The sequence below is a fragment of the Catenulispora subtropica genome (assembly GCF_039531675.1).
GTDB classification, from domain to species: Bacteria; Actinomycetota; Actinomycetes; order Streptomycetales; family Catenulisporaceae; genus Catenulispora; species Catenulispora subtropica.
In genome coordinates, this window is record NZ_BAAAQM010000022.1 from 77,967 (window position 1) to 101,751 (window position 23,785).

The 23,785-nt window shown below is 72.1% G+C and carries 21 protein-coding genes; 7 read left to right on the forward strand and 14 right to left on the reverse strand.

Annotated features, from left to right (window positions below):
- Positions 1 to 79 precede the first annotated feature (79 nt).
- Positions 80 to 568, forward strand: coding sequence for a hypothetical protein (locus ABD466_RS20180; protein WP_344658656.1), 489 nt, complete (start codon positions 80 to 82; stop codon positions 566 to 568).
- 7 nt (positions 569 to 575) lie between these two features.
- Here ABD466_RS20180 and ABD466_RS20185 read toward each other — a convergent pair whose 3' ends face one another.
- From ABD466_RS20185 to ABD466_RS20200, 4 genes are read right to left on the reverse strand one after another with little or no spacing between them, the layout of a single operon-like run.
- Entirely contained in the window at positions 576 to 1,037 is a 462-nt protein-coding gene (locus ABD466_RS20185; RefSeq protein ID WP_344658657.1) for a MaoC family dehydratase, read from the reverse strand.
- Positions 1,038 to 1,085: 48 nt separating this feature from the next.
- Entirely contained in the window at positions 1,086 to 2,603 is a 1,518-nt protein-coding gene (locus tag ABD466_RS20190; RefSeq protein WP_344658658.1) for an acyl-CoA synthetase, read from the reverse strand.
- Positions 2,604 to 2,613: 10 nt separating this feature from the next.
- Entirely contained in the window at positions 2,614 to 3,477 is an 864-nt protein-coding gene (locus ABD466_RS20195; RefSeq protein ID WP_344658659.1) for an amidohydrolase family protein, read from the reverse strand.
- Positions 3,474 to 4,361 (reverse strand): SDR family oxidoreductase, encoded by an 888-nt coding sequence (locus ABD466_RS20200; RefSeq protein ID WP_425558687.1) that lies wholly within the window; start codon positions 4,359 to 4,361, stop codon positions 3,474 to 3,476. Before ABD466_RS20200 ends, ABD466_RS20195 begins: the two co-directional genes overlap by 4 nt.
- 56 nt (positions 4,362 to 4,417) lie before the next feature.
- On the opposite strand from ABD466_RS20200, the gene ABD466_RS20205 reads away from it, so the two are divergent.
- Complete coding sequence (locus ABD466_RS20205; RefSeq protein WP_344658661.1) at positions 4,418 to 5,314, forward strand: PaaX family transcriptional regulator; 897 nt, start codon at positions 4,418 to 4,420, stop codon at positions 5,312 to 5,314.
- Here the strand turns inward: ABD466_RS20205 and ABD466_RS20210 are convergent.
- The 7 genes from ABD466_RS20210 to ABD466_RS20240 all read right to left on the reverse strand — a co-directional run bounded on the left by ABD466_RS20210 (position 5,301) and on the right by ABD466_RS20240 (position 14,174).
- Complete coding sequence (locus tag ABD466_RS20210; RefSeq protein ID WP_344658662.1) at positions 5,301 to 6,086, reverse strand: DsbA family protein; 786 nt, start codon at positions 6,084 to 6,086, stop codon at positions 5,301 to 5,303. The two genes, ABD466_RS20205 and ABD466_RS20210, sit on opposite strands and share 14 nt — an antisense overlap.
- A gap of 82 nt (positions 6,087 to 6,168) precedes the next feature.
- Positions 6,169 to 8,325 carry a 3-hydroxyacyl-CoA dehydrogenase NAD-binding domain-containing protein gene (locus tag ABD466_RS20215; protein ID WP_344658663.1) on the reverse strand — a complete coding sequence of 719 codons (2,157 nt, stop codon included), beginning with the start codon at positions 8,323 to 8,325 and terminating at the stop codon, positions 6,169 to 6,171.
- A gap of 17 nt (positions 8,326 to 8,342) precedes the next feature.
- On the reverse strand, positions 8,343 to 9,557 hold the full coding sequence (locus tag ABD466_RS20220) for an acetyl-CoA C-acetyltransferase (RefSeq protein ID WP_344658664.1): 1,215 nt from the start codon (positions 9,555 to 9,557) through the stop codon (positions 8,343 to 8,345).
- 39 nt (positions 9,558 to 9,596) lie between these two features.
- Positions 9,597 to 10,742, reverse strand: a complete 1,146-nt coding sequence (locus tag ABD466_RS20225) for an acyl-CoA dehydrogenase family protein (protein WP_344658665.1) — start codon at positions 10,740 to 10,742, stop codon at positions 9,597 to 9,599.
- A 31-nt stretch (positions 10,743 to 10,773) separates the two neighbouring features.
- Entirely contained in the window at positions 10,774 to 12,117 is a 1,344-nt protein-coding gene (locus ABD466_RS20230) for a TetR family transcriptional regulator (protein ID WP_344658666.1), read from the reverse strand.
- Between the two features lie 59 nt (positions 12,118 to 12,176).
- Positions 12,177 to 13,814: an APC family permease gene (locus tag ABD466_RS20235; RefSeq protein ID WP_344658667.1), complete on the reverse strand. Its 1,638-nt coding sequence runs from the start codon at positions 13,812 to 13,814 to the stop codon at positions 12,177 to 12,179.
- Positions 13,815 to 13,871: 57 nt separating this feature from the next.
- Positions 13,872 to 14,174, reverse strand: a complete 303-nt coding sequence (locus tag ABD466_RS20240; protein ID WP_344658668.1) for a hypothetical protein — start codon at positions 14,172 to 14,174, stop codon at positions 13,872 to 13,874.
- 335 nt (positions 14,175 to 14,509) lie between these two features.
- Between ABD466_RS20240 and ABD466_RS20245 the strand changes: the two genes are divergently transcribed.
- The 5 genes from ABD466_RS20245 (at position 14,510) to ABD466_RS20265 (ending at position 20,192) form a co-directional block, all read left to right on the forward strand.
- The gene (locus ABD466_RS20245; RefSeq protein ID WP_344658669.1) at positions 14,510 to 14,605 is read left to right on the forward strand and encodes an Ms4533A family Cys-rich leader peptide; all 96 of its coding nucleotides are present in this window, start codon (positions 14,510 to 14,512) and stop codon (positions 14,603 to 14,605) included.
- Between the two features lie 121 nt (positions 14,606 to 14,726).
- A complete protein-coding gene (locus ABD466_RS20250) occupies positions 14,727 to 16,454 on the forward strand; it encodes an ABC transporter substrate-binding protein (protein ID WP_344658670.1) in 1,728 nt (575 codons plus the stop codon).
- Between the two features lie 14 nt (positions 16,455 to 16,468).
- Positions 16,469 to 17,419 (forward strand): ABC transporter permease, encoded by a 951-nt coding sequence (locus tag ABD466_RS20255; protein WP_425558688.1) that lies wholly within the window; start codon positions 16,469 to 16,471, stop codon positions 17,417 to 17,419.
- Positions 17,416 to 18,405 (forward strand): ABC transporter permease, encoded by a 990-nt coding sequence (locus tag ABD466_RS20260; RefSeq protein WP_344658671.1) that lies wholly within the window; start codon positions 17,416 to 17,418, stop codon positions 18,403 to 18,405. The genes ABD466_RS20255 and ABD466_RS20260 overlap by 4 nt, the downstream gene beginning before the upstream one ends.
- Entirely contained in the window at positions 18,402 to 20,192 is a 1,791-nt protein-coding gene (locus ABD466_RS20265; RefSeq protein ID WP_344658672.1) for an ABC transporter ATP-binding protein, read from the forward strand. Before ABD466_RS20260 ends, ABD466_RS20265 begins: the two co-directional genes overlap by 4 nt.
- A gap of 52 nt (positions 20,193 to 20,244) precedes the next feature.
- On the opposite strand, the gene ABD466_RS20270 is transcribed toward ABD466_RS20265, so the two are convergent.
- The 3 genes from ABD466_RS20270 to ABD466_RS20280 all read right to left on the reverse strand — a co-directional run bounded on the left by ABD466_RS20270 (position 20,245) and on the right by ABD466_RS20280 (position 23,771).
- Positions 20,245 to 21,327, reverse strand: a complete 1,083-nt coding sequence (locus ABD466_RS20270) for a lysylphosphatidylglycerol synthase domain-containing protein (RefSeq protein WP_344658673.1) — start codon at positions 21,325 to 21,327, stop codon at positions 20,245 to 20,247.
- A 64-nt stretch (positions 21,328 to 21,391) separates the two neighbouring features.
- The gene (locus ABD466_RS20275; RefSeq protein ID WP_344658674.1) at positions 21,392 to 22,324 is read right to left on the reverse strand and encodes a ketopantoate reductase family protein; all 933 of its coding nucleotides are present in this window, start codon (positions 22,322 to 22,324) and stop codon (positions 21,392 to 21,394) included.
- Positions 22,325 to 22,394: 70 nt separating this feature from the next.
- Entirely contained in the window at positions 22,395 to 23,771 is a 1,377-nt protein-coding gene (locus tag ABD466_RS20280; RefSeq protein ID WP_344658675.1) for a hypothetical protein, read from the reverse strand.
- Positions 23,772 to 23,785 lie beyond the last annotated feature (14 nt).

Genomic DNA, 23,785 nt, shown 5'->3' on the forward strand with positions numbered 1-23,785 from the left:
AGGGCCTGAATCAAGCCGGATTAGAGCGGCGTTCCACGCTACGGTGGAAATAAGGGGACAGAGACCGGTGGGGGTGACCATGGCCGACCACATGATGCCGCGGACCTGGCGCGGACTGGCTTTGATCGTCGCGATGCTGGTGATGCTCGCGACCGGGTGCCGATCGACCGGGGGCGCCGACGCCTCCTCGGGCACCGGAGGGGGGACCGGCGGCGCCCAGGCGGCGGCGCCCGCGGCCCCGTCGACGGCGAAGGGCGGCTCGGAGAAACTGTGCGGCACGCCCCCGTGCGTGCGCTACATGTCCCGCGGCGACACCAAGTCGCTCGCCGACACCCTGAAGGACCACCCGCTGGCCAGCACCATCGCCGTGCACCTGGCGCTGGGCATGCTGTGCGGCGGGATCCTGTGCCTGCTCGGCGAGGGTGTGAGCATGCCGTTCGTCGAGAAGAAGGCAACGGAGGCGGCGGACCAACACGCCTGCCTGAAAGTCAGCATCCTGCCGGACAAGGACAAGTTCTCGCTGATGAACATCACGTCGTCGAACGAGAGCCCCTACTGCAAGGACTGACGGGCCGCTACTCGTAGAACCGGTACACCGCCTGCGCCACGCACGCCGGCCGCTTCTGCCCGTCGATCTCGACGGTCAGGTCGACGACGACCTCGACGCCGTTGCGGATCTCGGTGATCTCCGCGACGGTCCCGACGGCGCGGATCTTGGAACCGACGCGGACCGGCGCCGGGAAGCGGAGTTTGTTCAGGCCGTAGTTGACCTTCATGCCGACGCCCTCGACCTCGAGCAGCTCGGTCCACATGGGGATCAGCAGCGCCACGGTGAGGTAGCCGTGGGCGATCGCCCCTCCGAAGGGCCCCGTGGCGGCGCGCTCGGGGTCGGTGTGGATCCACTGGTGGTCGTCGGTGGCGTCGGCGAAGGTGTTCACCCGCTCCTGGGTGATCTCACGCCATGTGCTGTGGCCGAGATCGACGGGGCCGGGGCCCAGGGCGAGCAGTCCGGGGATGCCGGTGACGGTGCGGGGCATGCGGGATCGGCCTTTCGCAGGAGACTGAAGCGGGTCGGAACGATGAAATCAGGAAAAGCGGCGGCGCAGCGGCTCCTTGAGGAGCTTGCCGACGGCGTTGCGGGGCAGGGCGTCGACGACCACGACGGTCTTGGGGATCTTGTAGCGGGCCAGGCGCCCGTCAAGGCGGGAGAGCAGGGTCACGGGATCCGCGGCGAGTCCGGCCGGAGCCCCCGGACGCAGCACCACGACCGCGCAGCCGACCTCGCCCCAGCGCTCGTCCGGAACGCCGATCACGGCGCACTCGAGGATCTCGGGGTGCTCCGACAGCGCGTCCTCCACCTCGGCCGGATAGATGTTCTCGCCACCCGAGATGATCATGTCCTTGACGCGGTCCACCAGCCGCACGTACCCGGCCTCGTCCACGGTCGCCACGTCGCCGGAGCGGAACCACGCCCCGTCCCGGAACGCCGCCTCGGTCTGGGCCGGCAGCTGCCAGTAGCCCGGCGTCACGTTCGGCCCGGCCACCAGCACCTCGCCGGGCTCGCCGACCCCGGCCGGCCCGCCGTCGTCCGGCCGCACGAGCCGCACGTCGGTGAAGAACTGCGGCACCCCGGCGGTCCCGGCGTGCTCCCCGCAGTCCCGCCGGTCCAGCAGCAGCACCCCGGGCGCGGCCTCGGTCATGCCGTAGCCCTGCATGAACGACAGCCCGCGGTCCAGATAGCGCCGGATGGTCCGGGCCGGCACCGGCGCGCCGCCGCACATCAGGTTGCTGAGACTGGACAGGTCCGCCGCGTCCCACCCGGGCTCGGCGGCCAGCATCTCGTACATGGCCGGCACCCCGAACAGGCACGTCACCCGGTACCGCGCGATCAGCTCCAGCGTCCGCGCCGCGTCGAACCCCGATTCCAGCACCGCCGTCCCGCCCTTGAGCAGGGTGGGCAGGCAGGTCATGCCGAGCGCGGCGATGTGGAACAGCGGTGCCGAGACCAGGGTGACCTCCTCGGCGGTGAGGTCCACGTCGATCAGCACGTTGAGGCTGTTCCACGTCATGTTGCCGTGGGTCAGCATCGCGCCTTTGGGCCGCCCGGTGGTGCCGGAGGTGTACATGATCAGGCACAGGTCGTCCGGGCCGACGCGCTCGTCCCAGCCGAGCGGCTCGGCGGCGGCGAGCAGGGCCTCGTACTCCCCACCCTCGGCGGCGAGCGTCGGGGGACGTCCAGCCTCACCGCGTCCACCCAGCTCGCCGGCCAGCGGAGCCCGGACGGCGACCAGCAGCGCCGCGCCGCAGTCGTCGAGCTGATACCGCAGCTCCGGCACCGTCAGCCGGCTGTTCAGCGGAACGAACACCGCGCCCAGCACCCCGGCCGCGAACAACGTCTCCAGGAACGCCGGATGGTTCGGCCCGAGGAACGCCACCCGGTCGCCGCGCCGCACGCCGCGGTCCCGCAGGATGCGGGCCAGACGACGCACCCGGTCGTGCAGCTCCGCGTAGCTGAACGACCGCTCCTCATGGATCAGGGCTACGCGATGCGGCGTCTTGCGCGCCCGCCGCGCGGGCCAGGAGCCTATGCCCTGGTTGTGCATCAGCCCTCCCCTACCCCAGCCCGAGCAGCCGGGCCGCGTTCGCCTTCAGGATCTTCGGCCGCACCGCGTCCTTGACCGGCAGTTTCTCGAAGTCGGCGAGCCAGCGGTCCGGCGTCAGCAGCGGATAGTCCGAGCCGAACAGGACCTTGTCCTGAAGCAGGGTATTGGCATACTGCACCAGCTGCGGCGGGAAGTACTTCGGCGACCAGCCGGACAGGTCGATGTGGACCCGCGGCTTGTGGGTGGCCACCGCCAGCGCCTCGTCCTGCCACGGGAATGACGGGTGCGCCAGGATGATCGACAGGTCCGGGAAGTCCACGGCCACGTCGTCGACCAGCATCGGGTTGCTGTGCTTGAGCCGGATGCCGCCGCCCCCGCGCGCGCCGGCGCCGATGCCGGTCTGGCCGGTGTGGAAGACCGCGATCGCGCCCGCTTCCTCAATGGCCTGATACACAGGGTAGGCCAGCCGGTCGTTCGGCGCGAAGTCCTGCACGTTGGGGTGGAACTTGAACCCGCGCACCCCGAACTCCTCGACCAGCCGCCGCACGTGGCGGGCGCCGAGCCTGCCCTTGTGCGGGTCGACGGAGGCGAAGGGGATGATGACGTCGGGGTTGGCGGCGGCGGCCTCGGCGACTTCCTCGTTGGGCACGGCCGGGGTGCCGGTGGCGGCTTCGGCGTCCACGGTGAACACGACGCAGGCCATCTTCCGCTCGCGGTAGTAGGCCGCGATCTCCGGGAGGGTCGGCCTGCGGTGCGCGGCGTGGAAGTACTCCCCCGCCGCGGCGTCCAGCTCCTCGGACAGCGAGCCCTGGCCGGAGGACGAGACCTCGGCGTGGGTGTGGACGTCTATGGCGACCAGGTCGTCGATGTTCACAGGCCGACCGTCTCCGGCGCGCGCCCCACGCTGACCGGCCACGCCGCCGCGATCGCCTCCGCGCTCCACCCGCCGTCGGCGTAGGCGACCGAGACCTCCCGCGGATGCGACCACAGCGCCAGCTTGTCGCCGCCGATCCCGACGCACTGACCGGTCACGCCGGCGGCGGCGTCGGAGGCGAGGAACACCACCAGCGGGGCGACGTCCTCGGGCGTGCCGAAGCCCTCACCCTTGCGCAGCGCGTCCGGCAGCGGGACGCCGTGCTGCTCCAGCGCCTCGATGTGCGGGGCGAAGGCCGGCATGGTCTTGGTCATGGCGGTGGCGGCCACCGGGATCACGGCGTTGGCGGTGATGCCGGCCTTGGCCAGCTCCATCGACCAGGTGCGGACCATGGCCGCGATGCCGGCCTTGGCGGCGGCGTAGTTGGTCTGACCGAAGTTCCCGCGCTGCCCGGCCGGGGAGCCGGCGACGATGATCCGGCCGCCCCCACCCTGCTCGCGCATGCGGTTCGCGGCGGCGCGCGCGCAGGTGAACGTGCCGCGCAGGTGCACCTCGACGACCGTGTCGAAGTCCTCGTCGGTCATCTTCCACAGCACCCGGTCCCGCAGCACGCCGGCGTTGGTGACCATGACGTCGAGGCGGCCGAAGTCCTCGACGGCGCGCGCCACGAGCGCTTCAGCGGCCTGAGTGCCGCCGACCGCGGACACCTCCGCGACGGCCCGGCCGCCGGCGCCGGCGATCTCGCGCACCGCTGCGGCGGCGGCCTCGGCGTCGACGTCGTTGACGACCACGGCGGCGCCGGCGGCGGCCAGAGCCCTGGCATAGGCCAGGCCGAGTCCGCGCCCGGCTCCGGTGACGACCGCGACCTTGTTCGTGAGGATCATGCCGCTCAACTTAGGCAGTTGCGTGACCGCCGTCAAGAGTTTGCCGAATATGAGTGATGCCCTACCCTGACCAGGTGAACAGCCCCGAGTCCGGTCCCCGGCCGCAGTCCCTGATGCTGACGTTCCTCGGCATCCACGTGCTCGGCCGCGGCCTGGCGGTGTCCTCGGGCTCGGTGATCGACGTCCTGGGCCGCGTCGGCGTCACCGAGGAGGCGGCGCGCTCGACGCTGACCCGGATGGTCGGCCGCGGGCTGCTGGAGCGGCACCGTCAGGGCCGGAAGATGTACTTCGCGCTGACCCCCCGCGCGGCGTCGGTGCTGCAGGACGGACACGACCGGGTGTGGCGGCGCGGCGCGGCGAACCTGGACTGGGACGGGCAGTGGACGCTGGTCGGCTTCTCCCTGCCGGAGGCCTGGCGCCGTGAACGCCACGACCTGCGCTCCCGCCTGACGTGGGGCGGGTTCGGGCCGTTGCAGAGCGGGCTGTGGGTGGCGCCGGGCGCGGTGGACGCCGCCGCACTGCTGGCCGACCTGGGGCTGGACGCGCACCTGCGGGTCTTCCGCGGCACGGTGCTGAAGCCGACCGAGGTGTCGGCGGTCGTGGAGACGGCGTTCGACACCGCCGCGATCGCCGCGGAGTACCGCGCATTTCTCGAGCGCTGGAGCAAGCCCGGCGCGGGCGCCCGCGACGCGCTGGGCAGCCAGCTGCTGCTGCACACGGACTGGCTGGAGCTCGTGCGGCACGACCCGCACCTGCCGGCCGAGCATCTGCCGGCGGACTGGCCGGCGATCAGGGCGCAGGAACTGTTCCACACGCTGTCGCAGGGTTATGACGAGCAGGCGCGGCGGGAGGCCGAGCAGGTGCTGGACACCATCCCGGTGCCGACCGCGACCCGCGGCCGGCCCTCCGAGGGGACCGGCCGCGAAACGGCTGAGGGCGTCAGCCCGCCTTGATCGCGTCCGTGAACGCGGCGGCCAGGTCGCCGGAGGTCGGGACCTGCCACTGCTTGCCGTTGATGAAGATCGCGGGCACGCCGTTGAACTTCGAGGCGCCGAGAGTGGCGTCGTACGTGCTCTGGATCGAGGCCGCGTAGGGCTGGTTCTTCACGCAGTCCTCGAACGCCGGGCCGTCCAGGCCGTTGACGCCCTTCGCGACGTCGATCAGCTTGTCCGGCTGCGCGTAGGCGTCGTCGTTCTCGTTCGGCTGCGCGGCGAACAGCGCCTCACGGTAGGACTGGAACTTGCCGGCCTTGAACGCGCAGCTCGCCGCGTTCGCCGCCGCCAGCGACCCCTTGCCGCCGGAGGCGTGGTCGATCAGGTTCACCGCGTGGAACTCGACCTTGACCGAGCTCGCCGCCAGCGCGGCGTTCAGCGCCGGCTGGATCTTGTCGTGCACGTTCTTGCACACCGGGCAGCGGTAGTCCTCGTAGATCGTCACCTGCGTCTTGCCGACGCCGACGACCACGGTCGCGTCCTCACCCGGCAGCGGGCCCGCGCCGGTGACCGGGCCCGAGGCCGAGCCGGACGCCGACGACGCGGCCGTCGACGGCGCCGAGCCCGTGGTGGAACCGGTCGAGGAACCGGCTGCCGGCCCCGGAGCCGGCGAACGCGAACCCGCGGTGGACGCGGTGGACGCGGTGTCCCCTCCGGGCCCCGTGACACCGCTGGACGAGCAGCCCGCCAGCAGGGCACCGGAAAGGATCAGCAAAGTCAGTCTCCCCCTCATGGCAATCATGGTATAGGTCGGGGGCCCACTGGCGTACCGCAGGTTGCGAACCCTGATCTCAGTGCTGGATTCTCACGTCCTGCTACTCCACCCGCTCCCCTCGCTCGGCCTTCTCCACCAGCGACCGCGGCACCTCGAAGCGCTCGCCGTACTTGTCGCGCAGCTCCTTGGCGCGGGCGACGAAACCGGTGACGCCGCCCTCGTAGCCGTTGATGTACTGGATCACGCCGCCGGTCCAGGCCGGGAAGCCGATGCCGAGGATGGAGCCGATGTTGGCTTCGGCGACCGAGCGCAGGACGCCCTCGTCGAGGCAGCGGACGGTGTCGAGGGCCTCGGCGAAGAGCATGCGCTCCTTCATGTCCTCGAACGGGATCTCGGCGCCGGGCTTGCCGAAGGCTTCGGCCAGGCCGGGCCACAGGCCGGTGCGCTTGCCGTCGCTGTACTCGTAGAAGCCGGCCCCGGAGGAGCGGCCGCCGCGGTGGTAGTCGTCGACCATGCGGTTGATGACGGCTTCGGAGCCGTGCTCGACCCAGGTGTCGCCGGCCGCGGCGCGGGCCTCGTTGCGGATCTTCTGCGGCAGGGTGAGGGTGAGCTCGTCCATCAGCTGCAGCGGCGGGGCCGGGTAGCCGGCTTGGGAGCCCGCCTGCTCGATGGAGTTGGGGTTCAGGCCCTCGTTCACCATCGCCATCGCCTCGTCCAGGAAGCGGCCGATGACGCGGGAGGTGAAGAAGCCGCGGCTGTCGTTGACGATGATCGGGGTCTTGCGGATCTGCTTGGCCAGGTCGAAGGCCTTCGCGATGGCCGCGTCCGAGGTCTGCTCGCCGGCGATGATCTCCAGCAGCGGCATCTTGTCCACCGGGGAGAAGAAGTGCAGGCCGATGAAGTCCGCCGGGCGGTCCACCGCCGTGGCCAGGCCGGTGATCGGCAGCGTCGAGGTGTTGGAGCCGAGCAGCGCGTCCGGGGCGACGACGTCCTGGATCTCCTGGAACACCCTGCCCTTCAGCTCCGGCGACTCGAACACGGCCTCGATGACGAGGTCCGCACCGGCGGCGTCGGCCGGGTCCGCGGTCGGGTGGATGCGGCCCAGCACCTCGTCGGCCGCCTCGCGCGTCATCTTCCCGCGCGCGACCGCCTTGTCCAGGATCCCCGCCGAATACGCCTTGCCCTTCTCCGCGGCCTCGACGCTGACGTCCTTGAGCACGACCTCGATCCCGCCGCGCGCGCAGACGTGGGCGATCCCGGCGCCCATCATCCCGGCGCCGAGCACCGCGACCTTCGTGGCCTTCCACGGCTCGAAACCGGCCGGGCGCGACGCGCCGTTGGCGACCTTCTGCATGTCGAAGAAGAACGCCTGCGTCATGTTCTTCGCGACCTGCCCGGTGACCAGCTCCACGAAGTAGCGGGCCTCGATGGTCATCGCGTTGTCGAAGTCGACGCGCGCACCCTCGACCGCGGCTGCCATGATGTTGCGCGGCGCCGGGTAGTTCGCGCCCTTGAGCTGCTTGCGCAGGTTCGCCGGGAACGCCGGAAGGTTCGCCGCGAACTTCGGGTTCTTCGGGTCGCCGCCGGGGATCCGGTAGCCGGCCACGTCCCAGGGCTGCTTGGCCTCCGGGTTCGCCAGCACCCACGCCTTGGCGTTCGCCAGCATCTCCTCGCGGGTGTCCACCACCTCATGGACCAGGCCGGTCTCCAGCGCGGCGCGCGGCTTGTAGCGCTGGCCCTGGAGCAGGACCTTGAGCAGCGCGTCGGTGATGCCCAGCAGCCGCACCGAGCGCACCACGCCCCCGGCGCCCGGCAGCAGCCCGAGCGTGACCTCGGGGAAGCCGATCTCCGATCCCTTGGCGTCCAGCGCCACCCGGTGGTGGCAGGACAGCGCGATCTCCAGGCCGCCGCCGAGCGCCGCGCCGTTGATCGCGGCCGCCACCGGCTTGCCGAACGTCTCCAGCTTCCGCAGCAGCGCCTTGATCTGCAGGTTGCGCGCCATCACGTCGGCCGCGTCCTCGGGACGCGCCTGGATCAGCTCATTGAGGTCCCCGCCGGCGAAGAAGGTCTTCTTCGCCGAGGTGACCACGACGCCGGCGATGGCGTCCTTCTCGGCCTCCAGGCGGGCCACGACCCGCGCGAAGGCCTCGACGAAGGCCCGGTTCATGGTGTTGGCGGACTGGCCCGGCGCGTCCATGGTCACGGTGACCACGCCGTCGGCGTCCCGGTCCCAGCCGATGTAGTTCTGCTCGCTCATAGTCTCCGCACCCGTCCTCAGACCCGCTCGACGATCGTGGCGATGCCCATGCCGCCACCGACGCACAACGTCACCAGCCCGCGCCGCAGATCCCGGCGCTCCAACTCGTCCACGATCGTGCCGAGCAGCATCGCGCCGGTGGCGCCGAGCGGGTGGCCCAGGGCGATCGCGCCGCCGTTGACGTTGACCTTCTCCAGCGGGAAGCCCATCTCCCGCACGTAGCGCAGCACCACGGCCGCGAACGCCTCGTTGATCTCGACCAGGTCGATGTCGTCGACGGTCAGGCCGGCCTTGGCCAGCGCCTTCTTCGACGCCGGGGCCGGACCGGTGAGCATGATCGTGGAGTCCGCGCCGGACACCGCGGTGGCGACGATCCGGGCGCGCGGCGTCAGGCCCGCGGCCCGGCCGCCGGCCTCGTTGCCGATCAGCACCAGCGCGGCGCCGTCGACGATGCCGGAGGAGTTGCCGGCGTGGTGGACGTGGTCGATCTTCTCCACCCAGTGGTACTTCTGCAGCGCCACCGCGTCGAAGCCGCCGAGGTCGCCGATCACCTCGAACGACGGCTTGAGGCCGGCCAGGGTCTCGACGGTGGTGCCGGGACGGATGAACTCGTCCTCGTCCAGGATGGTCAGGCCGTTGCGGTCGCGGACCGGGATCACGGAGTTCTTGAAGTGACCGGCGGCGCGCGCGGCGGCGGCCAGTTCCTGCGAGCGCGCCGCGAACCCGTCGACGTCGGTGCGGGAGAAGCCCTCGATGGTGGCGATCAGGTCGGCGCCGACGCCCTGCGGGATGAAGGAGATGTCGTACGCGGTCTCCGGGTCCTCGAACCACGCGCCGCCGTCGGAGCCCATCGGCACCCGGGACATCGACTCCACGCCGCCGGCCAGGACCAGGTCCTCGCCCAGGCCCGAGGCCACCTTCTGGGCGGCGGTGTTCACGGCCTCCAGGCCCGAGGCGCAGAACCGGTTGAGCTGGAAGCCGGCCGTGGTGTCCGGCAGGCCCGCGGCCAGGGCCGCGATCTTGGCTATGTCCGAGCCCTGCTCCCCGATCGGGGACACGACACCGAGGATGACGTCCTCGATGAGGTTCGGGTCCAGGCCCGGGTGGCGGCGCCGGACCTCCTCGATCAGCCCGACCGCGAGCGAGATCGGCTTCACGGTGTGCAGCGAGCCGTTCTGCTTGCCCCGGCCGCGCGGTGTCCGGATCGCGTCGTAGACGTACGCGTTCGACATCGCAGTGTCCTTTCTGTGCTCCGTCATACGGACCGGCCGCTACAGCGAGCGGGCGATCAGTTCCTTCATGATCTCGTTGGCGCCGCCGTAGATGCGCTGGATCCGGCCGTCGGCGAACAGCCGGGCGATGGGGTACTCGAGCATGTAGCCGTAGCCGCCGTGCAGCTGCACACAGCGGTCCACAACCTCGGTCTGACGGTCGGTGATCCAGTACTTGGCCATCGAGGCGGTGGCGGCGTCCAGCTCCCCGGCCAGGTGCTTCTCGACGCAGTCGTCCAGGAACACCCGGGCCACGCGCGCGATCGTGGCGCACTCGGCGAGCTCGAAGCGGGTGTTCTGGAGTTTGAACAGGGGCCGGCCGAAAGCCTCACGCTCCTTGGTGTAGGCCACGGTGTGTTCAACGGCGGACTCCAGCATCGCCATTCCGATGGCCGCCACCAGCAGGCGTTCCTGCGGCAGCTGCACCATCAGCTGCACGAAGCCCTGACCCTCGGTGCCGCCGAGCAGGTTCTCGGCCGGCACCCGCAGCCCGTCGAAGAACAGCTCGGCGGTGTCGGTGCTGTGCTGGCCGACCTTCTTCAGCACGCGGCCGCGCTGGAAGCCGGGGGTGTCGTCGCCGACCTCGGCGACCAGCAGCGAGACGCCGTGGGCGCCCTCGCCGGGGCCGGTCTTGGCCGCGACGATGACCAAGCCCGCGTTGTGGCCGTTGGTGATGAAGGTCTTGGCGCCGCTGATCACGTAGCCGTCGCCGTCCCGGACCGCCTTCGTGGCGATGCTCTGCAGGTCGGAGCCGGTCCCGGGCTCGGTCATGGCGATGGCGCCGATGAGCTCCCCGGACGCCATCCGCGGCAGCCAGCGGAGCTTCTGTTCCTCGGTGGCGTAGGCGTTGAGGTAGTGCGCGACGATCCCGGCGTGCACGACGATCGCCATCGCCCCGGCGCCGGACCGCGTCTGGGCCTCGATGACGGCCATCTCGTGCGCGAAGGTGCCGCCTCCACCGCCGTACTCCTCGGGGATCGAGGCACACAGCAGACCGAGCTTCCCGGCCGCCCGCCACAGGTCCTTGCCGGGGAAGCCCTGCGCCGCGAACTCGTCCTCCCGCGGCAGCGCTTCCTGGGTGAAGAAGGTCTTCGCGAGGTCGCGCAGCGCCTCGACATCATCCGTCGCCCAGGACGATCTGCTCATCACCAGCTCCATGTCCGCCGAGGCCCACCGCCTAACGGCGATTAACATCGCGCGCTCCGGGGTCCGGTGTCAAGAGCACCGCCAGCATCACCGCCCGCAGCCGGCCCGCCAGCCCGGGCCGGTCCATCAGCCGCCGCGTCCGCGCCGTGTCGTTCACGACGGCGAACGCCGCCAGGACGCGGATGCGGACCTCCTCCGGCGACCGTTCGGGACAGGCGGCCGAGAGCAACGCGGCCCAGTGCGCGGCATAGGCCCGCTGGAAACGGCGCGTGTCGGCCCGGTCCCGGTCGGGCAGGTTGTGGCCCTCGGTGAAGTAGGCCGCGACGAGGTCGCGGGAGGTCAGAACGGTGGCGACGTAGCGGGCGGCCAGGGCGCAGAGCGCGGCGCGGGCCGCGGACGGGGTCGGGGTCGGCGTCGTGGGCGCGGTGGTGGCACGATCACCCGCGATCGGGGCTCGGCCCGGCGGCGGTGCAGGGGCAGCGGCGGGATCGCCGGCCGCCGCGGCGGTGAGCGCGTCCACCGGCGCGGCGCCCACAGCTTCCTCCTCGGCGAGCGTCAGCCGCAGCCGCTCCCCGATCCGCTCGGTGATGGTGCGCAGCAGGTCGGTCTTGCCGGCGAAGTGGCTGTAGATGCTCGGGCCGGCGATGCCGGCGGCGGCACCGATCTCCTCTAACGTCACCGCGTGATAGCCGCGATCCCAGAAGAGCTGTGCCGCCGCGGCGAGGATCTGTTCCTTGCGGTCTTCCCGGCGGGGCTCTTGGGGCCTGTTATCCGTTTCCTCCGGTCCGAACTCCGTCGACGCCACGTCCATGGCGATCCCCGCGAGCAGGTCCTCGAACGCCGCCCGCGGCGGCCGCACGCGGTGGTCCGAGATGCTGCCCAGCACGCTCAGCGCCGCCCACGCCAGCAGCTCCGCGTCGGCGGCGGGCAGGGCCGGGCGCAGGCGGCGGATCTCGGCCACCGCCGTGCCGGACGCCTCCCCCATGCGCTTGGCCAGCTCGGCCGCGTCGGCGGGCGCCAGGTGGCGGTACTCGCGGCGCCACATCACGCCGAACTCCGGGCGGCGGATCACGAAGGCCGCGAGGTCGCGGTAGACCGTGTGCAGGCGCTGGGCCGGGTCGGGGCTCCCGGCCAGGTCCGCGGCCACCGCTCCGGCCATCTCGTCGAAGCCGGAGCGGACCACCTCGGCCAGGATCGCCTGTTTGCCGGGGAAGTGGCGGTAGATCGCCGGGCCGGACAGACCGGCGGCCGCGGCGATGTCGCCGACGGTCACGTTGTGGTAGCCGTCGCGGGCGAACAGGGTCGCGGCGATCGCCGTCAGCTGCTCGCGCCGGGAAGGGCCGGGCTGGGCGCCCCGGCTGGTCCGCGTCGTCATGCCGACAGCTTGATCCGCGACCTGGGCCGCTGACAAGGCGGGCACCGGCTCACCCGGGCTCAGTGCTCGGGCGCGGGGATCACCGACACGTCCGACACGTGGGCCCGGATCCGCTCCGCCGGCAGCGCCACCGCCTTCGCCCAGTAGTAGACGACCAGGCTCACCGCCGCCACCACCGCCAGCGACCACCACTCGTTGAACCAGGGGTGCTTCATCGGGCCGAACGCGCTGGTGCGCACGATCAGCCCCATCACCAGCAGGTAGGGGATCAGCCACTGCGCCGAGCGCAGCTCCAGCGGCGGGTGCGCGGGGTTCAGGTGGAACACCCGGGAGACGGCCACCAGCACGTAGCCGATGACGATCGCGACCCCGAGGCGCCAGTCGGTGTCCCAGCCGGACCACAGGATGATCAGGTTCGCGACGATGAACGCGAACGGGGCCATCACCGCGCCGCCCCACAGCCGGTACGGCCGCTCGACGTCCGGCAGCTTGTCCCGGAACACGCCGAAGGCCAGGGGGGCGCCGGCGTACATCAGCACGCTGGCCGAGGTGATGAACCCCACCAGCTTGTGCCAGCTGGGGAAGGGCAGGAAGCAGATGCAGCCGACCAGACCCGCCGCGAGCATGCCCAGCCACGGCACGCCGCGCCCGGTCACCCGCTCGAACTGCACGGGGATGTACCCGTTCTTGCTCAGCCCGTAGGTGATGCGGGAGACCGAGGTGGTGTAGATCAGACCGGTGCCGCCAGGCGAGATGATCGCGTCGATGTACAGGATCGTGGCCAGCCAGCCCAGCCCGATCAGCGTCGCCAGCCCGGCGAACGGCCCGCTGATGCCCTTGTAGTCCAGGTTCGCCCAGCCCGCGGCGAAGGTCACCGCCGGCAGCGCCGCGATGTACACCACCTGCAGCAGGATGTAGATCGTCGCCCCGATCAGGATCGAGCCGATGGTGGCGCGCGGGATGTCCCGCTTCGGGTGGCGGGACTCCCCGGCCAGCTGGATCGCCTGTTCGAAGCCGAGCAGCGCGAAGATGATGCCGGAGGTCGACACCGCGGCCATCACGCCGTGCGCCCCGTACGGCAGGAAGCCGCCGCCGGACTCCGCCGTGAAGTTCGAGGTGTGGAAGTTCGTGATCGCCAGGGCGAAGATCGCCAGCAGCGGCACCCCGACCTTCCACCACGTCGCGGCGTTGTTCACGGTGGCCAGCTTCTGGATCCCGAGGAAGTTCACGGCCACGAACACCGCCATCAGCGCCACCGCGATCCCCAGACCGGAGGCGGTCAGCGTCCCGTCCTTGTGCTGCCAGCCGTCGGCCCACGAGTAGTGCTGGGCGTAGCCGATCATCGCCTGCACCTCGATCGGCGGGACGGTCACCGCCTGCAGCCAGGTGAACCAGCCGAACGAGGCGCCGGCCGCCCCGCCGAACGCGTAGTGCGGATACCGCGCGGTCCCGCCGGCCACCGGGAACATGCCGCCGAGCTCGGCGTGCACGAACGCCAGGGCGATGATCGCCACCGCCGCGATCCCCCAGCTGATCAGCGCCGCCGGACCGGCCGCGACCAGCGCCTCCTTCGCGCTGTACAGCCAGCCGGACCCGATGATCGACCCCTCCGAGGCCCACAGCAGGCCGATCAGCCCGATGTCCCGGCGCAGGTGCGAGGAGGGTCCGGAGGCCCCGTGAGCCGTTTCTGCCGCCATACCGGGAGATTCTGCACCAATCGGTCATGAAACTCACTCATCAACACCCGAACGAGGTCACGGCGGGCAGGTCGAGGAGCGGCTCTCCGGCATGGCGGTGTAGAGGTGCAGGCGGCCGTCGTTCGACCGGGCGGCCACCTGGCAGGCGACCGGGACGCCGACGAGTTCATAGAGCGGGCTGCCATCAGGAACGAAGGTCGACCCGGGATCGGTCCAGTCCGGCTCGGTGCGGCGATTACTGTCGTGCTGGGACTTCGAACAGCGCACGGTGGCCACGACGGCCCCGAGCTTCGACGGGTCCGCCAGCCCTTCGTTCGGCCCCGGGGGGCTGTAGTAGGTCCGTCCGTTCAAACGGACCACGTCGACGTAATCGCGAGACTCCCCGCGGCCGGATCCGAGCGGCTTGCCGCTCGGACAGGCCCTCCCAGGCCCGGTCACCCCTTCCCCAGGCTTCGGCTGGGCCACGGACCTCGAACCACATCCAGCCGTCGCCGACACCGCCAGCACGGCAACGCAAACCCCTGCGGCAACCCACCCGAACCCGCGCGTCATGGTTCTTGGACGCTTCGGATCACCGAACAGTTCCGTGCCCGTTGATCTCGGCCGGGGCACCCACCGGTAACGATCACATCAAGGTCCGGTCCATATACCGATCTGGTTTGACCACCGTCCAACTCGCGACCTACCGTCAACACATGTCCTCGACCTCCACGGCCCGCCTCGCGTTCATCGAACGCGCGCTGCTCGCCGTGACGAATCACTGCGTCGCCGACATTCTGTGTAGCCGCTAGCCCTCAGCCGGCTTGCTGTCCACCCTTGCGTGGAAACCCCTAAAGCGTTTCGCTAACTAGCGTGCCTCTACGTCCGGTGCGCCACCCCAACACGTCTCCCCCTCGTCCGAGAGGTTTTCCGATGCGGAAGATACCCGTCCTTTCGGCTGCCCTGGCGCTGGTGATCGCCGGGACGGCCGCGTGCGGTTCGTCGTCGAGCCCTGCGTCCGGCAAGTCCGGCTCGACCGGCGGCACGGCCGGTGCCGCCTTCGACCCCAAGAGCTGCCAGGGCGGCACGCTGGAGGTGCTGAACCAGGCCAGCATCAGCAAGCTGGACCCGGCACGCCTCTACACCTCCGGCGGCGGCAACATCCCGTCGCTGCTGTTCCGCACGCTGACCACCCGCAACCGGCTGCCCGGGCAGGAGGGCGCCAAGCCCGCGCCGGACCTGGCCACCGACCTGGGCACGCCCAGCGACGGCGCCAAGACCTGGACGTACCACCTGAAGGACGGCCTGCAGTACGAGGACGGCACGCCGATCACGGCGCAGGACGTCAAGTACGGCATCGAGCGCTCCTTCGCGCCCGAGCTCTCCGGCGGCGCCCCGTACCTGCGGGACTGGCTGGTCGACGCGTCCTCCTACCAGGGTCCGTACAAGCAGCCCGACGGCATCAACGCGATCGAGACCCCGGACACGAAGACCATCATCTTCCACCTGAGCAAGCCCGAGGGCGACTTCCCGCTGCTGGCCACCGCCACGCAGTTCGCGCCGGTGCCGAAGGCCAAGGACACGGGCGTCGACTACGAGAAGCACCCGATCTCCTCGGGTCCGTACATGGTCGCCAGCTACGAGAAGAAGAAGACGCTGGACCTGGTGCGCAACCCGCACTGGTCCGCGACCACGGACCCGCTGCGCTACGCGTGCCCGGACAAGATCAACATCACCGCGGGCCTGGAGTCGGCGGTCATCAACCAGCGCATCGCCACCGGCACCGGCCAGGACGCGAACGCCGTCACCACCGACGCCACCGTCGGACCGGACCAGCTGGCCCAGCTGAACAGCAACCCGGAGCTGGCCAAGCGGGTGTCCAAGGGCGAGTTCCCGGCGACCACCTACCTGGCGTTCAACACCAAGGTGAAGCCGTTCGACGACATCCGGGTGCGCCAGGCGATCTCCTACGCCGTGAACCGCACCACCGCGGTCAACGCCGCCGGCGGCACCGCCGTGGCCGGCGCCTCGACCACGTTCCTGCCCCCGCAGAAGGCCCTGGGCTACCAGGCCTACGACTACTTCCCGGCCGGCGCGACGGGGAACGCGGCCAAGGCCAAGGAGCTGCTGGCACAGGCCGGCTACTCCAGCGGTCTGTCGATCGACCTCTACCACGAGGCCGACGACGCCGACAACCTCGGCCCGAAGCTGGCCACCTCGATCCAGGAGGCCCTGAAGGCGGCCGGCATCACCGTGAACCTGAAGCCGACCGATGACACCGGCTACCGCGACCTGACCGGCAAGCCCAGCACCGAGCCCGGCCTGTCGCTGCAGTACTGGGGCGCGGACTGGCCGTCCGGCGGCCCGTTCCTGATCCCGGTGTTCGACGGCCGGCAGATCGTCGAGAGCGGCGGCAACTTCAACCTGGCGCAGCTGAACGACCCGGCGGTGAACGCCGAGATCGACGCCATCAACCAGATCACCGACCCGGAGCAGGCCCAGGCCCGCTGGGGCGCGCTGGACGCCAAGCTGGGCCAGCAGGCGCTGACCGTGCCGCTGTTCTACGAGAAGGACGTCTACCTGTTCGGCAAGAACGTCAAGAACGCGGTGCCGGACGGCTGGCGCGGCCAGTACGACCTGGCCCGCGTCTCGGTGAAGTAGAGCAGGGAACCGCGTTGACGGTCATCACCGAAGCGGCGGCGGGCCCCGGCCCGTCGTCGCTCCCGCGTCCCCGTTCCGCCGTCTGGCGGCGCCTGCGCCACGACCGGGCCGCCGCGGCCGGCCTGGTCATCATCGCCCTGATGGTGCTGGTGGCCGTCTTCGCCCCGGTGCTCACCGCCCTGGAGGGGCAGGACACCACCACCATGCACCCGGAGCTGGTCGACTCGGCCACCGGCGGGACGCCGCTGGGCTCGCTCGGCGGCGTCAGCGGGAGCCACTGGCTCGGCGTCGAGCCGCAGACCGGCCGCGACCTGTTCGCGCGCCTGGTCTACGGCGCCCGGATCTCCCTGGGCGTCGCCCTCGGCGCGACCGCGCTGCAGGTGTTCATCGGCGTCGCGATCGGCATCGCCGCCGGCCTCGGCGGCCGGCTGACCGACGCCGCCCTGGGCCGGCTCACCGACCTGGCGCTGGCCTTCCCCTCGGTGCTGTTCGCGATCGGCCTGATGGCGATCGTGCCGGACTCGATCCCGCGGCCGCTGATCCTGGCCGTGGTCATCGCGCTGCTGGGCTGGGGCGGCACGGCGCGGCTGGCCCGCGGGCAGGCGCTGTCCCTGAAGACCCGCGACTTCGTGGCGGCCGCGAAGCTGTCCGGCGCCCCGCCGCTGCGCGTGGCCCGCCGGGAGATCCTGCCCGGCCTGATCACCCCGGTGCTGACCTACGCCGCGCTGCTGGTGCCGGCCAACATGATCTCCGAGGCCGGGCTGTCGTTCCTGGGCGTCGGGGTACGGCCGCCGACGCCGTCCTGGGGCCAGATGCTGTCGCAGGGCACGACCTGGTTCCGGCCGGACGTGATGTACGTGCTGGTCCCCGGCGGCGCGCTGTTCCTGACCCTGCTGGCGTTCACGCTGCTGGCCGACGGCGTGCGCCGGACGCTGGACCCGAAGAACATCGAGGTGGCCGCGTGATCGGCTACGTGGTGCGGCGCCTGGCCGGCGCCGCGATCGTCCTGCTGGCGCTGTCGGCGATCGTCTACGCGCTCTTCTACGCCGGGCCCTCCAACCCGGCGCTGCTGGCCTGCGGCAAGGGCTGCACACCGGACCACCTCGCCGAGGTGAAGTCCGCGATGGGCCTGGACAAGTCGCTGGCCGACCAGTACCTGGCGTTCCTGCACGGGATCTTCTTCGGGCACGACTACTCCTCCGGCCCGAGCGTCCGGCAGTGCCCGGCGCCGTGCCTGGGCTACTCGTTCGAGACCGACCAGTCGGTGACCGAGATCCTGGGCAGCGCGCTGCCGGTGTCGGCCTCGCTGGCCCTGGGCGCCCTGACGCTGTCGCTGCTGCTGGGCATCGGCGCCGGGCTGGTGACGGTGCTCAGCCGGCGGCGCTGGCTGGACCGCTTCCTGAACGCGGTGGTGCTGCTCGGCTACTCCACGCCGGTGTTCCTGGTGGCGCTGGTGCTGTTGATCGTGTTCTGCGCGGACCTGCGGTGGCTGCCGTTCCCGACGTACGTGCCACTGACCCAGAACCCGGCCGAGTGGGCGCGGAACCTGCTGCTGCCCTGGATCGCGCTGGCCCTGATCCAGGCCGCGGCCTACGCGCGGATGACGCGGGCGCAGACGCTGGAGACGCTCGGCGAGGACCACGTGCGCACGGCGCGCGCCTACGGGCTGCCCGAGCGCCGGGTGATCGGCCGCCACGTGCTGCGCGGGGCGCTGACCCCGCTGGTCACGATGGCCGCGATCGACCTGGCCGCGATCATGACGTCGGCGGTGCTCACCGAGACGATGTTCGGCCTGCCGGGCATCGGCCACGCGCTGGTCGGGGCGGTGAGCGGCGGCGACCTGCCGCTGATCGTCGGCGTCACGGTGGCCGCGGGCTCGGTGTACATCCTGGCCAACGCCCTCGCCGACATCCTGTATGCGGCGATCGACCCCCGAGTGGAGCTGGCATGACCTCGCCTGGAGCCGAGATGGCTGAGGCCGGTGCGCCGTTCGGCGCGACGGGCGGCGTGACGGGCGGCACGTCAGGCGGCGCGTCAGACGGCGCGTCGGGCGCGGTACTGGACGTCAAGGGCCTGACCATCGACTTCCCGGTGCGCGGAGGCCAGGTCGTGCACGCCGTCAAGGATCTGAGCTTCTCGGTCTCGGCGGGCGCGGCGCTGGGTGTCGTCGGCCAGTCCGGCTCGGGCAAGAGCGCGACCGCTCTGGCGCTGCTGGGCCTGCACCGGGGCACCCCGGCGCGGGTCTCGGGCCAGGTGTGGGTGGACGGCGTCGACCTGGTGGGGGCGTCGGACACCGCGGTGCGCAAGCTGCGCGCGTCGCAGATCGCGATGGTGTTCCAGGACCCGCTGACCGCTCTGGACCCGTTCCACACCATCGGCGACCAGATCGCCGAGGTGTACCGGGTGCACACCGGGGCGTCCCGGTCCCGGGCCCGGGCTCGCGCGATCGAGGTGCTGGAGCAGGTCCGGATCCCGGACGCCGGCCGGCGCGCCCGGGCGCACCCGCACGAGTTCTCCGGCGGCATGCGGCAGCGGGCCCTGATCGCGATGGCCCTGGCCTGCCGGCCGAAGGTGCTGGTCGCGGACGAGCCGACGACCGCCCTGGACGTGACGGTGCAGGCGCAGATCCTGGACCTGCTCGACGAGGTGCGCGCCGAGACCGGGATGGCGCTGGTGCTGATCAGCCACGACCTCGGGGTGGTGGCCGGGACCGCGGACGAGGTCCTGGTGATGCACGAGGGTGTGGCGGTGGAGCGGGGGCCGGCCGAGCGGGTGCTGCTGGATCCGCAGGATCCTTATACGCAGGGGCTGCTGGCGGCGATGCCGCGACTGGACGCGCCGTTGCCGGAGCGCGAGGTCGTGACGGCCGCGTCCGGGCCGGAGACGCTGGTCCGGATCGAGGACGTCGCCAAGCACTACCGGCGCGGCGGGGCCGTGTTCGGCCGGCGCGCCGAGCCGCTGCGCGCGGTCGACGGCGTCAGCCTGGAGCTGCACGCCGGCGAGACGCTCGGCCTGGTCGGCGAGAGCGGCAGCGGCAAGACCACGCTGGCCCGGATGCTGGTGCGGCTGCTGGCCCCCACCGACGGCCGCGTGGTGTTCGCCGGCACCGACATCAGCGCCCTGAACGAGCGCGAACTGCGGCCGCTGCGCCGCGACCTCCAGATGGTGTTCCAGGACCCGCTCTCGTCGCTGAACCCGCGGCGCTCGGTCGGCGAGACGATCGCCGACCCGCTGCGGATCGAGGGAAAGTCCTCCGACGCCGAGATCCACGCCGCGGTCCGGGAACTGATGACGAAGGTCGGCCTCGACCCCGACTCCTACGACCGCTTCCCGCACGAGTTCTCCGGCGGCATGCGCCAGCGCGTCGGCATCGCGCGCGCCCTGGCGCTGCGTCCCCGGCTGCTGGTGTGCGACGAGCCGGTGGCGTCGCTGGACGTGTCGACGCAGGCGGTGATCCTCGAACTGCTGAAGGAGGTCCAGCGGGACTACGGCCTCACGGTCGTGTTCGTCGCGCACGACCTGGCGGTGGTGCGCCAGGTGGCCGACCGGGTCGCGGTGATGCGCTTCGGCCGGATCGTCGAGCTGGCGGACACCGCGACCCTGTTCGAGGACCCGCAGCACGAGTACACACGGATGCTGCTGGACGCGGTCCCGGTGGTGGACCCGGTGGCGGCTCGGGAGAAGCGCGAGAAGCGGCGGTCGGCCGCGGTCGGCGGCGGGGTGGTGGCGGCGGCGTAGGGGCGGTCGGCTGCACGGCGGCGGCCTGGTTCGTGCAGCCCTGCGGCACCTGCTAGGAACCGGACCCGGCCGTTCCGGTGGACACACCGGCCCGGCCGCCGCCCGTCCGCAACCGCCACCCGGCGTAGGCGACCGCGCCCAGCGGTATCGGCAGCACGTAGGTCAGGGCCCTGGCGAGGAGCACCGCGGCCAGCACCCGGGCGCTCCCGGCGGCGTCCAGCCCTGCGCACAGGTAGCCGGCCAGGCCCCAGTCGACGACGCCGACGCCGCCGGGCGTGATCGGAATCGCGGACAGGACGCGGGCCAGCGCGAACCCGGCCAGGCACCGGCTCCACGGCACCTGCGCCTGCGGGACCCCGCAGGCCAGCAGGCAGGTCTGGAACACCAGCAGCCAGCCCAGGTCGTTGCCGATGCTGGCCAGCGTCAGCCGGCGGCTGCGGGCCCGGAGCAGGTCGACGGCGTCGTCGCGGAACCGGACGACCGCGGCGGCGACCGTGGTCGGCCCGGACCGGCGCAGCACCCTGAACAGCCGGTCCGACCAGCGTTGCGCGCCGCGCCCCACGGCCTGCGCCGCCCGCTCGTCGCGCAGCGAGCGGTGCACGACGGCCACTCCGGCCAGGAACACGACGGCGCACGCCGCGGCGCCGGCGCACAGGGTGAGGACCGCGCCGGAGCCGGACGTCAGCCGGCCGGTCGCGGCCAGCACCGCGACCGCCACGGCCGGCGTCGCCAGTTTGGCCAGGGTGCTCCACACGCCGGTCACCCCGGCGTACACCGCGAACGAGCGCGAACTCAGCCCCCAGCTGGACAGCATCCGCCAGCTCAGCCCGACCGAGACCGCTCCCCCGGCGGGCAGCGTGTTGGCGACGGCGGTCGAGGCCAGGTTGACCGCCGCCGCCCGCCGCAGGGGCAGTCCGGGGATGGCGGCGGCGATGAACAGCCAGTTCGCGAGCAGGTTGGCGAGCGCGGCGAGCAGGACCACGACCGCCCAGCCGGAGGTCATCGTCCGCAGAGTGCCGAGCACCGCCCGGAACGGCGCCACGTGCGGCAGGCCGAACCCGAACGCCAGCGCGCACACCGCCACCGGCACCAGTACCGTCACCGCGCGCCGCCCCCGCGGACCCACACCCTTCACCTCTGCCTCCCCCCTCGGACTCCGATGAAGGGAGGCTAGTCGAAAGCCCCTGACTATTCCTGGATCAGCGCCCGGATCCGGTCGACGGCCGCGCATTGTGCACGCGCAGGTGGACCGCGGCGGCGCTCAGCAGCGGCACCGCGACGTCGAGGCGGTCGGCTCGGGCCACCAGGTCGCCGAAGATCTGCTCGGCCTCCACCGGAAGCCCGGCGCGCAGATCGCGGAACAGCGAGGAGGTGTCCGCGCTGCCGTCGTCGGTCAGCATCCTGCGATAGGTGTCGAGTTCCCGCTCCGGGACCGGATGGCCGGCCGCCGCCGCGACCGCCGCGCCCTCGGCGATCACCCGTCCGGCCAGGGCCTTGCCGCCGGGCGCCGCCGCGACCTCGCCGACGTTCCCGCCGCCGAGCACGTTGACCGCGCCGAGGCCGGCGATGAACGTCCACTTCGACCACATGGCGCCGAGGATCCGCTCGGACAGCACGGTGTCGAAGCCGGCCTCGGACAGGGCCGCGTGCACCGCCTCGACGCGGGCGTCCACGCTCCCGTCCCGGCGGCCGTAGGCGAGGCGGTGCAGGCCGGCCAGGCGCAGGACGTCGCCGGCGGCGTCGAGCGTGGTCATGACGTAGGCGACGCCGCCGAGCACCGCGTCCTGCCCGAACCGCTCGACCAGCACGTCGACCTGCCGCATGCCGTTCAGGACCGGGACGATCAGCGTGTCCGGGCCGACCGCCGGCGCCAGGTCCTCGACGGCCCCGGCCAGACCGGATTCCTTGACCGTCAGCAGGACCAGGTCGTAGGGGCCTTCTATGTCCCCGGCGAGCACGAGCTTCGGCTCCAGCACGGTCTCCTCGCCGAGCCCGACGATCCGCAGGCCGCGCTCGCGCAGCGTCCGGGCCCGTCCCTCCCGGACCAGGAACGTGACGTCCCGTCCGGCCTGGGCCAGACGCCCGCCGAAGTACCCGCCGGTGGCCCCGGCTCCGACGACCAGAATCCGCATCCCGCGCACCTTCCCTGAAGAGGATGTTCCGCAACGGCGAACGACGCGGGGTCGGTGATCATTCCCGGGATCAGGCCTCGTGGTCGCCGTGGCGGCGGGCCGCCAGGACCGTGCCGATGCCGGCGAGCAGTGCGGTCAGGGCCGTGACGGCGCCGAGCGCCGCCGACATGGGGACTCCGGTGTCGGGTAAACGTGCCGCCTTCTTGGCGGTCTCGTGGAAGGGGCGCTTGGATTCGGGCTTCTTCGGGGTGGAGTGCGGGCGCTCGGGCGCCGGGGGCGTGGCGGGCGCGGCAGGAGGCGTGACGGCGGGCGCGCTGACGGCCGGGGCCGGATCCGGGGCGGTGACCGGATCCGGGGTGGTGACCGGATCCGGGGTGGTGACCGGATCCGGCGCGTCCGGCACGGCGCTGCGGCCCTGGGGCGCGGACGGCGCCTGGACCGGGAAACCGATGGTCCCGGCGGTCAGGTCGAAGCGGATCGGGCCCTTGGCGAACGCCGGGAGCCCGAGCAGCGTGCCACCGGTCGCGGTGGAGGGGCTGTCGGCGACGCTGACGCCGGTGCCGGGCCCGCTGGTGTAGGCGGCGGCCCAGCCGACCTGCGGGACGGCCACCTCGAGCGTGCGCCCCGCCGGCCAGGTACCCGCGGAAGCGCCCGGGACGGCGAGGGCGAGATCCGGGGTCCCGCTGTCGAACATGGCGGGCGCGCAGACCTTGGGGATCCCGGCGGCGGCCACACAGGTCCGCACGGCGCGGGGGTTCCAGGAGGTCGGCGCCGCGGCCCGCACCCGCTCGGCCGTCGGCGTCGCCGGCAGCTGCACCAGACCGTAGCCCGCCGCGGGCACGTCCAGCAGGATGCTCCCGCTGGCCTCGCTCGGCGCGAACCGCACGGCGAACCGGCGCCCGACATGGTTCCCGGCCGCGTCCTGGAGCGTCCACATCGGGTTCACCAGCCCGGCGGCGCCCTCCGGGCTGACGCCCATCACCCCGTCGAGGACGCCGCCGAACATCGCGGGCTTCGCGCCGTTCGCCGCCGGGCAGGACCGCTTGTCGGGGAAGCAGTCGGTGGAGCGGACCAGCTCGATCGGGAGCCGGCCGGTGCGGTAGCCGCCGATGGCGACGTCCGCGTCGGCCTTGTCGCCGTGCAGGCGGACCCCGGACCCGTAGCCGTAGGGGGCGGCAGCGCCGGTCACCGTGACCGCGGCGGCCGGCACCTTCTCCGAGCTCACGCGGATGCCGGTGGAACCGGTGTCGAGCAGGAGCAGCAGCGGCACGCCGCCGATGGCGGCGGTCACCACCGGCCGCGGCGTGGTCGCCGGGTCCGCCACCGAGAACGGGATCGATCCGCCCGGGGCCGGCAGGTCCGCGCGCACCGCACCCGCCGGCCGCATCGCCAGCAGCGCGCCGGCCAGGCTGACCGCCGCCGCCGTTGCCGTGATCCTTGTGGCCAAGATCTGATCCATCC

What these genes read in the sequence shown, in the direction of transcription:
- ABD466_RS20185 (WP_344658657.1), bottom strand. Translation starts at nt 1,037, where the DNA reads ATGCCCCGCACCGTCACCGGCATCCCCGGACTGCTCGCCCTGGGCCCC.
- ABD466_RS20220 (WP_344658664.1), bottom strand. Translation starts at nt 9,557, where the DNA reads ATGTCGAACGCGTACGTCTACGACGCGATCCGGACACCGCGCGGCCGG.
- ABD466_RS20210 (WP_344658662.1), bottom strand. Translation starts at nt 6,086, where the DNA reads ATGAGGGGGAGACTGACTTTGCTGATCCTTTCCGGTGCCCTGCTGGCG.
- ABD466_RS20245 (WP_344658669.1), top strand. Translation starts at nt 14,510, where the DNA reads ATGTCCTCGACCTCCACGGCCCGCCTCGCGTTCATCGAACGCGCGCTG.
- ABD466_RS20215 (WP_344658663.1), bottom strand. Translation starts at nt 8,325, where the DNA reads ATGAGCGAGCAGAACTACATCGGCTGGGACCGGGACGCCGACGGCGTG.
- ABD466_RS20190 (WP_344658658.1), bottom strand. Translation starts at nt 2,603, where the DNA reads ATGCACAACCAGGGCATAGGCTCCTGGCCCGCGCGGCGGGCGCGCAAG.
- ABD466_RS20180 (WP_344658656.1), top strand. Translation starts at nt 80, where the DNA reads ATGGCCGACCACATGATGCCGCGGACCTGGCGCGGACTGGCTTTGATC.
- ABD466_RS20265 (WP_344658672.1), top strand. Translation starts at nt 18,402, where the DNA reads ATGACCTCGCCTGGAGCCGAGATGGCTGAGGCCGGTGCGCCGTTCGGC.
- ABD466_RS20205 (WP_344658661.1), top strand. Translation starts at nt 4,418, where the DNA reads ATGCCCTACCCTGACCAGGTGAACAGCCCCGAGTCCGGTCCCCGGCCG.
- ABD466_RS20275 (WP_344658674.1), bottom strand. Translation starts at nt 22,324, where the DNA reads ATGCGGATTCTGGTCGTCGGAGCCGGGGCCACCGGCGGGTACTTCGGC.
- ABD466_RS20250 (WP_344658670.1), top strand. Translation starts at nt 14,727, where the DNA reads ATGCGGAAGATACCCGTCCTTTCGGCTGCCCTGGCGCTGGTGATCGCC.
- ABD466_RS20230 (WP_344658666.1), bottom strand. Translation starts at nt 12,117, where the DNA reads ATGACGACGCGGACCAGCCGGGGCGCCCAGCCCGGCCCTTCCCGGCGC.
- ABD466_RS20200 (WP_425558687.1), bottom strand. Translation starts at nt 4,361, where the DNA reads ATGATCCTCACGAACAAGGTCGCGGTCGTCACCGGAGCCGGGCGCGGA.
- ABD466_RS20235 (WP_344658667.1), bottom strand. Translation starts at nt 13,814, where the DNA reads ATGGCGGCAGAAACGGCTCACGGGGCCTCCGGACCCTCCTCGCACCTG.
- ABD466_RS20225 (WP_344658665.1), bottom strand. Translation starts at nt 10,742, where the DNA reads ATGAGCAGATCGTCCTGGGCGACGGATGATGTCGAGGCGCTGCGCGAC.